The sequence below is a fragment of the Salipaludibacillus neizhouensis genome, from assembly GCF_002886185.1.
In the GTDB taxonomy this organism is placed as follows: Bacteria; Bacillota; Bacilli; order Bacillales; family Salisediminibacteriaceae; genus Salipaludibacillus; species Salipaludibacillus neizhouensis.
Map to the genome: position 1 here is coordinate 2948581 of NZ_KZ614146.1, position 12317 is coordinate 2960897.

The window sequence follows — 12317 nt, forward strand, 5'->3', positions numbered from 1 at the left end:
ACTATTTATTCCATACTTAAGACTTATGTTAAACCTATTTAGAAACGTTTTTCCTACTACAAAACAACTAGTACGAGATTTTTTCACATATTATTTTACGTAACCAGTAAATCATGAGTACTACTAGCGAGAAAGGGTATGTATAATAAAATAGAGTTACATTTAGTATCGGAGGAGCAATTATGAAAAAATATCTCATTGGTTTGTCTACACTAATATTTTCAATTTTACTTGTTTTCGTAAAAAAAACCAAAACAGAATCCTCACCAAGCGGCCTTGAGGACAAAGAAGTCGCTTTACCAAAGGATTCATCTATTCCGAATCCTTCACTTGCCCATTCAAGGGAAAAAAAACAGATTGAACCTCTGCCATTTAAAGGTGATATTCATCGTTCAAAACAAATTATTCAAGAATTACTTGAACAGGAGATAGATGTCGTTTCAATCTATATTGAAGAAAATTATATCTCAGCGGTTTTCACTTCACCAAACCATCGAGTCAAGGACGATGTAGAATTCCTCTTTGACACTGTCAATCAGCAGATTGATTACCACTCTGTTTCCAGAATCGGCTATTCCGATATTGGTGTCAATAGAAAAAGATACGATGCCATTCGAGAAAAATACTTGGCAAACAGTTAGTCTATTTTCGTTTTAAAGGATATGATACCATTTGAAACCTCTAGGCACCTTCTTTCGGTGAGGTCCTCAGCTATAGCTTTTCAAGGGCACTGTAAAAAAGATATTTCTTTTCAGTGTCCTATTTATGCCTTCTGAAGCCTTCATCCATTATCTGCTTCATACCAAGTAAAATTATTTTTACCGTGGTTTTTAGTTTTATACAAAGCTTGATCCGCTCGCTTTAGCATTTCAGCCAGATTTGAATTCTCATCGCTCCAAGTTAGCCCAATACTTATTGTCACAAAAACTTTTTCATCTTCATAAACCCAAGGTTCATCCATTGAATGAATCATCCTTAACGCAATAGCATTCACTTGTTCTTCGTCTTTTAATGTCGGAAGTAACACAGTGAATTCGTCTCCACCGATCCTAGCAATAGTGTCTTTAGAACGCATACATTTCTTTAGTCTGATAGCAAACTCACGCAACAGTTCATCACCTGCTTCGTGCCCAAAACGGTCATTTACTTGCTTGAAGTCATCGAAATCTAAGTACATAATCGTAAAAGGATCTTTTGTTTCTATATATCGTAAATACTCTTCTTCTAGCTTTCTATTAAACATATTTCGGTTAGGCAGCCCTGTGAGAGCATCGTGGAACGCCATATGGCCAACATATTCTTCATAGAGTTTCTTTTTGGTAATATCTCTAGTAATACATAAGACAAACTCTACCTTGTTTGATTTATATGTAATTGGTGACAATATAGACTCATCCACACATCCGTTTATTCGTTTGAATTCATAACTCATTGGTCGATTCTCCACACACGTTTCCTCATATTGTTCATGAAGTATGGCAGCAACATCTTCTGGAAGAACATCAAATAAACTTTTTCCAATAACATCCTCTGTTATGTTTGCTCTGCTTTTTCCTTCTTTATTAACAGCAACATATATAAATCCATCTTCTGATACTTGCATCACAAAAACTGCATCTGTCATACAATCAATAAACGTTTGGAATTCATCGCGCAAGTTTACAAATAATTCTTTAAGCAAGATTATCAAATCCCTTCACTAACAAATTCTCCTCTCAATCATATAGGAATAAATTCGCTATCGCCCACGGTAACTATATTATTAACAAATGAATAAAGAAAATCTGGCTCGGAGATAATTCCCGGTAAGCCAGATCGCTTTTATTTAGTAATGTTTTTATAAAGTTCGGATAACTCCTATTGTTGAAAGTCTTAAATAAGAAAATCCCCGATAATTCAACATGTCTATTAAAATTATTCTCTAACTCCAAATAAATTACCATCTATATCTGTAAAATAAAAGCATCCATGTATTAATGCCGTTACACTCACATTATTTCGTTTAAACTTTTCAAAGTCCTTCTCAATTTCGTTAGACTGAAAATAAATAAATGGTATGGAACTAGGTTTTGAAATAGATGTGCGTACTTTGGCTTCTTCTTCCATAAAAATTCCGATAGAAGCTCCTTTTATTCCTGATGGAAGAATTAAGCCTTTACCATCATTCCAATCATCAAATAACTTCATTCCCTCTAGTTCAAGAAACCAGTCACTTAATTTATCTACATTTTTAGTTGAAAGAAAAACACTTGCAACCCCATCAAAAATACGTTCACTATTTTCTTCGTATGCCTCTTTAATTGATGAATAAAAAGGATTCTTATAATCTCTTTCTTCACAAACATTAAGAATATTTCCGTCTGGATCTTTGAAATCAAATGTAAATACGGATGGTGATTCCTTGAAATTAAATACTTCCACACCTTTTTTCTTCAGTTGATCAAAACAAGTGTCAACGGTTTGAGTATAGAAATTAAATGGGGAAAGTTCCCCTTCAAGATCTTTCGACAGAAACTCTTCTTCTGTTACTTCTATTAATTCTAGATTTGCAAGTCCTTCGCCCACAATATATCTGGCATAACGGTGCCCACGAATATCACCTTCATCAATGCATTCAAAGCCTAACTTTTGCTCATAAAATTCTTTTGAAATAGTAATATTTCGAACCGACAGTACCACCGCATTAACATGCTGTAACATAGATCCACCCCATTCTTTCCTCGTAGTATTTATTAAATATAGTTTCTTTTATTATCTAAAGATTCTGTTACTTTATATTCTATAAATTTTACCACGTTCTATCCAAATTGGATAGAGAAGTGCCTAAGCTTTAAGGGAAAAATTACGAAACGTCTGCTTACCTGATAAGAAAAACTGCATTTCAGTCTTAAAAAAAGATGTGCCAATAACTCCTTGGCACACCTTTTTCCTAAGTTAAATTAAGCTTTAAAATCTACTGACGCACCTAAGTGCGGTTGTGCGGCTTGCTCAAGCTTTTGAATGGACGGCTGTTCCACCATTTCAGCAACGAAATCTACTTGTTGATCTGAAGTATCCATTGCTTTTTTCATCAACGACAGACTTGCCTGCTGTTGAACATTCATTTGACTCATTCCCATTGATAAAGCTGGAATATCCATAAAAACACCTCCAAACGTAGTCTTCCTTTCACTAATACTTTAGAGAATACAAGTTGTATAGAAAAGGATTTTACTACTATAATCGTACCACTTTCTAATTTTTAACACACATAATTATTACGATACGAGGGTATATTTGTAGTTTAGTACAGTTTTTTACCTAAATATGGATATTATTTTGTTGGTCAAAACTTAGTAAGAAGAAATTTCTTTCATATTCTCCGCTCTTTCAATTAACATCACAACAACCAAATCAATTTGCCCACTTATAGTTAAAGCGTCGTGGCGGTAAAATGTCTCAAAATCATTACTGAACAGTCTATTATTTTTTACTGCATCAAGATTGATCCAAATGGCAAACTCTTCAAGTTTTTATTCTCTCCTGTTCCTTCTTTCAACTTATAAGCTTATCATTTAAAAAAGGGAAAGCAATGGAATGCTTTCCCTCATGTTTCTTTTGTAAAACTCTCAACTTTACTTATAGATCGGCCCAAAGTTATCACAAGCTCTAAAGTCACTGGCTTCTTTATCTTTCGTACCAAACATATTCCATGCGTTTGGCCGGAATATTTTCTCTTCTTCGACATTATGCATGTTAACAGGGATACGTAAAATTGAAGCTAGGGATATAAGGTCAGCACCAATATGTCCATAACTCATAGAACAATGATTTGCTCCCCAATTGTTCATAACAGAGTATACATCTGTAAATGCACCTTCTCCTGTTAATTTTGGAACAAACCAAGTAGTAGGCCAAGTAGGATCTGTTCTATTATCTAATATATTATGAACCTTCTCAGGTAAATCTACAGTGTATCCTTCTGCAATCTGTAATACAGGTCCTAATCCTTTAACAATATTTAACCTGCATATTGTTACTGGCATATCGCCCTTTGTCAAGAAATCCGAGGAATACCCCCCACCTCTAAAGTACTCCACATTCGCGGGTCTCCATAACGTTGCCTCTAAGCATTTTTCAACTTCTTCATCCGTTACCTCATAATAAGGTTTTATACCTGCTTCACCTTTTACTGTTTGCTGTCCCGTTCCATCTAACGCGGCCGGTCCTGAGTTTATCAAATGGATTACACCATTTTTTCCTGCCCCAGTTAACTTATGTCCTGTAACTCTCTCTACCGCATCCGGACTCCAGTACGTTCTTACATCAGCAAATAGCTGGGCAGTGTTTGTTAATAAGTATCCAAAAGCCATAGAGACACCATTTAAACTATCATTTTCTGTCGCTAACATATATGGGGACCTTCTTCCGTTCCAATCAAAAGAAGAGGTAAGAATTGCTTCCATAAAATCACCATTTGGAAAATAATCGTTCCACTGTCTTTGCCCTTGAAAACCTGCTATTAAAGCATTTCTACCTAACGATTCTTCTTCATAGTCAATATCCTTCAACTTAGGGTTACCTACCATTAAATCACGTGCAATTAAAGTCATTTTAATACTAGTCTTCCAGTCCTCATCTTTTTCTTCTTCTGTCCTCTGGGCACCTTCTGGGTTATTATCCGGACCTATTTTACACTTTTCTTTTGTCCATTTATATGCCTTCTCGAATTCTTCTCTATCATAAATCTCCAAATCTATTCTTCTAATAAACTCTGACATATCTAAGTACTCATTTCGCATACCAAGATAATTCTGGAAAAAATCCTCCTGCACAATACTACCGGCTATTCCCATTGAGACACCCCCCATGGAAAGATACGATTTCCCTTTTAACATCGCCACAGCTAACCCGGCTTTTGCAAAACGAAGAAGTTTTTCTCTAACATCCTCAGGAATGCTCGTATCTCCTGCGTCTTGAACATCTTCTCCATAGATCCCGAATGTGGGTAGCCCCTTTTGATTGTATCCCGCGAGAACAGCCGCTAAATAAACGGCTCCAGGTCTCTCTGTCCCATTGAATCCCCATACCGCTTTTGGGATATGTGGATCCATATCCATCGTTTCCGTACCATAACACCAACAAGGAGTTACTGTTAACGAAACCCCTACACCTTCTCTTCTAAATTTCTCTGCCGTGCTGGCAGCTTCATTCACTCCTCCAATACACGTGTCAGCAATAACAACTTCCACAGGTTCACCATTATAGTAGAACACATTTTCAGTTATAAGATTGGCAACTGATTTGGCTAAATTCATGGTTGTTTCTTCCAAAGACTCTCTAACACCTCTTCTTCGTCCATCAATTGTTGGGCGAATTCCTATTTTAGGTAAATTACCTACGTATCTTTGGTCCGTCAATTTAAACCCCTCCATTATTTTTTGATAATATTTGCGAAAAACTAGCATATGCATTTTCCCACTCTTGCAAATTCTGAGGGTGATATTCGTTCAAATCGAAAGAGTTTTTAATAATATTTTTACCTTCTGTTATATTTTCAATATCACCTAATGCAATAAATTGAGAGATAGCATTTCCTATTGCACTTGCTTCAATTGGACCTGCTTTTACAATTCTGTTAAGTGCATTTGAGGTGTATTGACACAAAAATCTGTTTTGAATACCACCACCACCCATATGTACAGATGGTACCTTCGTACGAGTTACCTCTTCTATCTTTTCAATCACCCACCTATATTTCAATACTAAACTTTCATGAATGCACCGAAGAACTTGGCCTTTTGAAATAGGTTCAAGCTGGTTGGTCATCTTACAAAATTCTTTGATCGCTTCCGTCATACTGGCAGGATTAAAAAAATAACGATGATCTGGGTCTATAAAAGATCGAAAGGGAGTTGCTTGATCTAATAGTTCATCTTGATCTAAATACGTAATACTATCACCATTGGCTTCCCACTCTTTTTTACATTGCTGAATCAACCAAAGTCCCATGTTATTTTTTTGAAGTCGATAATTTCCATTAACGGTACCTTCATTAGTAAAACCATAATTGTAGGTTTTCTCGGAGACAATCGGTTCCTTAACCTCTATTCCTATAAGCACCCATGTACCACAACTCATAAACGCTGAGTTACCATTCTCTATAGGCATCCCTGCCAATGCACAAGCTGTATCATGACCTGGAACATTAATAATTGGAATAGCTTGTGAATTTATTTCCTGATTTATTGTTTCAGTTGAGTATCCTAAAATACTATTTGTGGGATTCAATTCTGCAAATGGTAGTTGTCTACCAAATAATTTACTTATGATAGATTCATCCCACTTTTTATCTTTGAAATTGAAAAGCTGTGTAGTAGATGCGTGTGTGAATTCGTTCGTTTTCACACCTGATAACAAATAACTAATGAGACTTGGAAGTGTTAAGATAGATGCAGTCTTTTCTAGTAAATCGGGTCTGGCTTTGAAAATTGCATACAATTGATAAATTGTATTAATCGATGAAACTTCCACCCCTGTTCTTTCAAACAATTCTCTTTCAGCTAGTTTTTCATGAACTTCATCCATCACGTTAACGGTGTGGGTATCCCGATAGGAGTAAGGATCTTCTAATAATTTTCCATCCTGTGATAAGAGTCCAAAATCAACGCCCCAAGTATCTACACCTACTCCATCGATTGCTACAGGATTACCCTCTAAATAGAGTCTAAGCCCTTTTAATATCTCGTGAAACAAATAGGAAATGTTCCAATGTAAATGACCATTTTTCTGAATTGGTTCGTTTGAAAAACGATGAATCTCAGTAATTTCCAATTTACTCTTGTTAAAAAGTGTCGCAAGAATTAATCTTCCATTTGAAGCTCCCAAGTCAATTGCTATAACTTTCTTCATTTCTTTCACTCCTAATGAATAAGGCTACTGCTGCTTTTTTAATAAGCTGGATCGGTAAGTTTCAGCTGATAAATTTTTTAAGTCTGTGCACTCTTCTTCACTTAAAATTCTTGGCTCGCCTACCGATGAAGCAATCGCAAACACTTTTGCAGCTTCTTCCGTTAACTGCATGTAGAAGTAGGCCTCTTTCATCGTCTTCCCAGTAGTCAAAACACCATGGTTTCTCATGACAATTACTTGGTGATCATTTACTACTTTACTAATAGCCTTTGCTAACACATCTGTCGTTGGGATGACGTAATCTATATAGGTGATATTCTTCACCATTGCTGGAAAATCTGGAAACATTGGAGGAATCTCTTTCCCACTTGAGGAAACCGCCACAGAATAACTAGGGTGAGCATGTAAAACAGATGAAATATCAGGATTTTTTCGGAAGCATTCTAAATGCATTTCTAATTCGGATGAGGGCTTTAAGTCACCATAAACTTCTCCTGTATTTATATCCACTTTAACCCAATCAATTTCAGAGATCTCTCTTAAATCAAATCCACTGGGAGAGATATACATATTGTCTCCATCTCTCATGCTCAAATTACCACCAGCACCTACCACTAAGCCACTATCAACTATTTTATGAGCGTATATTTCCAATTCTTTTTTAACATTAGACATGGTTAAGTCTCCTTTTCTTTAATTTACGATTACTTTCTCACAATAGAAAAATAGTCTCTTAATGGGTATAAATTTAAGGGAAGAGGCTGTTATGTCAGCCCCTAGCTCCTGTAGTGTTTTATTCATAAATTGCTGCTTGAACCTCTTCATCTTGCATATTCTCAGCATCGAACCAGAGGAATCCAGTATCAATAAGTTCTGGTACTTCCTCTCCATTCAATGCATCAACTGCTGCTTTCACTGTTTCATATCCAATACCCACTGGATTCTGAGTAACTGCTCCTACCATAACTCCACTTTCAATGGCGTCTATTTGTTGTTGCCCGGAATCAAATCCGATGATGACAATATCTCCTGCACGGTCCAGTTCCTTAACTGCATTCACTACACCAACTGCAGAGCCTTCGTTAGAACCATAAATACCGGCTAACTCAGGGTGTGACTGCATCATTGTTTTTGCAAGATTTGTTGATTCTAAGTGATCCCCACCGCCATATTGAGTATCTACTATTTCAATATCAGGATAATCAGATTCTATTTTTTCAATAAAACCATCTCTTCTTTGTACACCTGTGACACTCGTCTGGTCATGAATTACCAGGGCAACTTCACCTTTTCCACCTATGTTTTCTGCCATTTTATCAGCTGCTAATGCTGCAGCAGCATAATTGTCAGTAGCCGCCGTTGTAATTGGAATATCACTATCTACCCCTGAGTCAAAAGCAACTACAGGTATATCTCTTTCTTGTGCTGTTTCTAAAAGAGAGGTGGATGCTTGACTATCTAATGCCGCAAAACCTATCGCATCTGGTCCTCTATCTAAAGCATTTAGTAGCATATCCATTTGAACATCAACTTGGGATTCATCATCAGGTCCTTCGAAAGTTATCTCGACATTGAATTCTTCAGCTGCTTGCTCTGCTCCTTCTTGAACCGCTTGCCAAAACTGATGCTGGAAACCTTTTGAAACGATAGCTATATATGTTTCCGCGTCTTCTGCTTCTTCACCATTGTTACCTGCATTTGCTTCAGCACCCTCTTCATTTCCAGCTGAATTGGAGTCAACAGTCTCTTCATTATCACCACAAGCAACAACAAAACCAGCTAACAAAACAACCATAATCAACATAATTAACTTTTTCATTTTTTTCTCCCCTTTAATATTTATATTTTTAAACCCCTAAATAAAGGGTATTTAAACTAGTTAGACTTTCCTCGCCTTAAAATATCCGCATAAACTGCTGTAATAACAACTAAACCTACTACAACTGTTTGCCATTCTTGTGGAATAGACATGATCCGAAGACCATTTGTAAGGACACTCATGATTAATGCACCAATCATTGTCCCAACAATAGAACCTTTTCCTCCACTGAGGGAGGTTCCACCTATAACAACTGCTGCAATTGCTTCTAACTCATACCCCATTCCTAGAGCTGGTTGTGCAGAGTCCAATCTTGAAGCCATGATTACTCCTGCAACACCTGTAAAACTACCAGCAATTGTGTAAATTTTTATTTTCCATCTGTCAACATTTATTCCTGATAATCTTGTTGCTTCCTCGTTACTCCCTATGGAGAAGGTATATCTGCCAACTATTGTCTTCGATAATAAAATGCCTCCGATGATAACCATCAAGAAGAATATTAATATCCCATTTGGTAATGCGACACCTGGAATAATAGAACCTAATGCAATCCCTCTGAAACCTTCTACTCCACTGAAGTAGATCGGTGTAGCACCTGATATAACCAAAGCTAATCCTTGGGCAATCATCATCATCGCCAGTGTTGCAATAAAAGGTGGAATTCTTAGTTTCGTTACCCAAAAACCACATATAAAACCAGCAAATGAACCAGTTAAGATTCCTCCTAAAATACCTACAACTATCGGCAGATTCATGTTAACTAGAAATACACCAGTCATAACCGAACTTAGTGTCATAACTGTTCCTACAGATAAATCAATACCACCTGTAATAATGATAAATGTTACACCTAGAGCCAAAATTCCAATTACTGTTGTTGATAAGAGAATTCCGGAAATATTCGACCATTGCCAAAAGTGTTCGGAAACTATTGAAAAGAACACTACTAATATTATTAAACTAGCAAAGGCTAAAATTTGCTGTAATGCACTGGATCCTTTCAACTTACTTATTACATTATTATTTCTAGTCACTGTATGCGTTTCCATAATTGAGCCTCCTAATTACATTTCACATTTTGGTCGTAGCATAATTCATTATTTTCTCTTGAGAAGCTTCCTCTCTACTAAGTTCTCCAGTGATATATCCTTCACTCATGACTATTATGCGATGGCTCATTCTTAGAATTTCCGGTAATTCTGAGGAGATCATGATGATTGATTTACCTTCCTTAACAAGTTCATTTAACAACTCGTAAATCTCCCCCTTCGCACCCACATCAATCCCTCTTGTTGGTTCATCAAAAATTAAAATGTCACAATCTTTCACTAACCATTTGGCAATAACAACTTTTTGCTGATTTCCTCCTGACAAAAATTTAACTTTTTGATAGATACTTGGTGTTTTCACTCTTAACTTATCAACATATTTTTGTGAAATCTTAGATAGGGAGGATTTTTTCACAAAACTATTTTTAGTGTGATTTTCCATGGTTGAAATCATAATATTTGTATTGACGTCCATATCTACCATCAATCCAAAATGTTTTCGGTCCTCCGACAAATATCCAATTCCGTTGTCAACGGCATCTTTCGGTTGCTTAATCCGGACTTCCTTTCCTTTAATAGTTAGTTTTCCGGAAGTAATAGGATCTGCCCCAAAGATAGCTCTCGCCACCTCTGTTCTTCCTGCACCTACCAGTCCTGCAAATCCTAGTATTTCTCCTTTTTTTAGATGAAAGTTTATATCTTTTACAGATTTATTATTTAAGTTCTCAACGGATAGAACTGTTTTTTGGTCTGACACTTTTACTATTTCTTTTGATTCAATGTAGACATCTCTTCCTACCATTAGGGAAATTACTTTATCAATTTCTGTCTCCTCTGTTTTTAAAGTATCTACGTATTCCCCGTCTCTCATAACGGTAATTCCGTTTGAAATCTTTTTTAACTCTTCCATTCTGTGTGAAATGTAGACAATTCCGACTCCGTCATTTTTAAGCTTATAAATAATTTCAAATAATGTATTAATTTCTTCGTCCGTAAGCGCTGCAGTCGGTTCATCCATAATTAATATTTTAGCGTTATAAGAAAGTGCCTTTGCTATTTCTACCATTTGTTGCCTAGCCACTGTCAGTGAAGAAATTTTAGTCCTTGGGTTCAAGTTAATATTAAGCTGTTCGAATAACTTAGAAGCTGCGTCGTTTAACTTTCTCTCATTCAAGAAAAAATTGAGGGCACTTTTTGGTTCTTTACCGATAAAAATATTCTGAGCAACTGTTAAATCCGGCATTAAATTGAGCTCCTGATGAATAATTCCAATACCCAGATCTTGAGCTTGTTTTGTATTTGATGGATTAATCTCTTTTCCTTCTAAATGAATTGTCCCTTCATCCTTTTCGTATATTCCTGTAAGAATTTTCATTAGCGTTGATTTACCTGCACCATTTTCTCCTACTAACGCCAGAACTTCACCGTAATTGAGATCAAGTTTAATTTTAGATAATGCTTGAACACCTGGAAAACCTTTTGATATGTTCTCCATCTCTAATAATTTAGAATTCACGTTACCACCTGCCTTTTATCTTTATCGATCCATTGCAACCGCTTACTATTCTGTTTATATTTTTGTTTTTCTTTGTTTATTTTTATATAAATGAATTATATACAAAATACTTTTTGTTTTCAACACTATTTTTATAAAATTCTGATTTTTACTTTTAAGGGGATGTTTAAATTAATTATCGATCGTCTAATTTTGTATGCGCTTACATTTATTAAGAAAGGGTACTTTTAAGAACCCTTCTCTATCATTCGTTAATCGTTAATAGTAATGACTTTTATTTTTTTATTCTCCAAAGCTTTTTGAATCGTTTTATCCGCTAACCGGTCAACAATTATGGCATCGAAATCCTCCACAGGTCCTACTTTAGAAAAAGAACGCCTACCTATTTTACTGCCATCTAACAAAAGAACTTTTTTACTGGCTACTTCAATCATTTTCTTTTTCACAGCAGCTTCCATGTCGTTTGAGTCACTAATTCCCCACTCATGATCAATACCCTTACAAGACATAAATGCGATATCCACATGAAATTGATCTAAGGCATCCAAAGTTAAAGGGCCAACAAAAGACAATGTATTCGTAGAGAGTGTTCCCCCAGTGTTTATTACGTTAATTTGGTCTTTTTTTGAGAGCTCATAGGTAATCCTCATAGAACAAGTGACCACTGTTAAAGGCATATTAGGTAGTATTTTTGCCAAGTAAAATGCAGTAGAACTCGAGTCCATTATTATTCTATGTTTCTCTTCTATCATCTTTAGCGCTTCACTTGCCACTTGCATTTTTTCTTCCACATGTATCGTCTCTCTTTTAAAATAGGGTAAATCTCCAGAGTTTTGAGCAAGAGGTACAGCACCTCCATGAGTCCTTAATAATTTCCCCTCTTTCTCTAGTTTTTCCAGGTCACGTCTGATTGTTTCCTCTGTAAATCCATACGTCTTACTCAGTTCTGTCACTCGTATGCTTCCTTGTTCCAAAAGCGTCTCCACTATTTTTTGATGCCTTTCAGCAACTAACATATCAATTCCACTCCTAACACATT

11 protein-coding genes are annotated in these 12317 nt (G+C 36.0%); 1 reads left to right on the top strand and 10 read right to left on the bottom strand.

Features of this window, described 5'->3' with window-relative positions; translation table 11 throughout:
- Window positions 1-182: 182 nt before the first annotated feature.
- Window positions 183-641: a DUF1499 domain-containing protein gene (locus tag CEF18_RS14020; RefSeq protein WP_110937042.1), complete on the top strand. Its 459-nt coding sequence runs from the start codon at window positions 183-185 to the stop codon at window positions 639-641.
- Between the two features lie 140 nt (window positions 642-781).
- On the opposite strand, the gene CEF18_RS14025 is transcribed toward CEF18_RS14020, so the two are convergent.
- From CEF18_RS14025 to CEF18_RS14070, 10 genes are all read right to left on the bottom strand, one after another.
- On the bottom strand, window positions 782-1681 hold the full coding sequence (locus CEF18_RS14025; RefSeq protein ID WP_110937043.1) for a diguanylate cyclase domain-containing protein: 900 nt from the start codon (window positions 1679-1681) through the stop codon (window positions 782-784).
- A 233-nt stretch (window positions 1682-1914) separates the two neighbouring features.
- On the bottom strand, window positions 1915-2700 hold the full coding sequence (locus CEF18_RS14030; RefSeq protein ID WP_110937044.1) for a VOC family protein: 786 nt from the start codon (window positions 2698-2700) through the stop codon (window positions 1915-1917).
- Between the two features lie 239 nt (window positions 2701-2939).
- Window positions 2940-3140, bottom strand: a complete 201-nt coding sequence (locus CEF18_RS14035; protein WP_110937045.1) for a YjfB family protein — start codon at window positions 3138-3140, stop codon at window positions 2940-2942.
- Window positions 3141-3614: 474 nt separating this feature from the next.
- Complete coding sequence (locus CEF18_RS14040) at window positions 3615-5399, bottom strand: L-fucose isomerase (RefSeq protein WP_223292306.1); 1785 nt, start codon at window positions 5397-5399, stop codon at window positions 3615-3617.
- Between the two features lies 1 nt (window position 5400).
- On the bottom strand, window positions 5401-6891 hold the full coding sequence (locus CEF18_RS14045; protein ID WP_110937046.1) for a rhamnulokinase: 1491 nt from the start codon (window positions 6889-6891) through the stop codon (window positions 5401-5403).
- A gap of 24 nt (window positions 6892-6915) precedes the next feature.
- Entirely contained in the window at window positions 6916-7566 is a 651-nt protein-coding gene (locus CEF18_RS14050; protein WP_110937047.1) for a class II aldolase/adducin family protein, read from the bottom strand.
- Window positions 7567-7684: 118 nt separating this feature from the next.
- The gene (locus CEF18_RS14055; RefSeq protein ID WP_110937048.1) at window positions 7685-8710 is read right to left on the bottom strand and encodes an ABC transporter substrate-binding protein; all 1026 of its coding nucleotides are present in this window, start codon (window positions 8708-8710) and stop codon (window positions 7685-7687) included.
- Window positions 8711-8766: 56 nt separating this feature from the next.
- Entirely contained in the window at window positions 8767-9762 is a 996-nt protein-coding gene (locus tag CEF18_RS14060; RefSeq protein WP_110937049.1) for an ABC transporter permease, read from the bottom strand.
- Between the two features lie 22 nt (window positions 9763-9784).
- Complete coding sequence (locus CEF18_RS14065; RefSeq protein ID WP_110937050.1) at window positions 9785-11278, bottom strand: sugar ABC transporter ATP-binding protein; 1494 nt, start codon at window positions 11276-11278, stop codon at window positions 9785-9787.
- Between the two features lie 251 nt (window positions 11279-11529).
- Window positions 11530-12294, bottom strand: coding sequence for a DeoR/GlpR family DNA-binding transcription regulator (locus tag CEF18_RS14070; RefSeq protein ID WP_110937051.1), 765 nt, complete (start codon window positions 12292-12294; stop codon window positions 11530-11532).
- Between the last annotated feature and the right edge of the window lie 23 nt (window positions 12295-12317).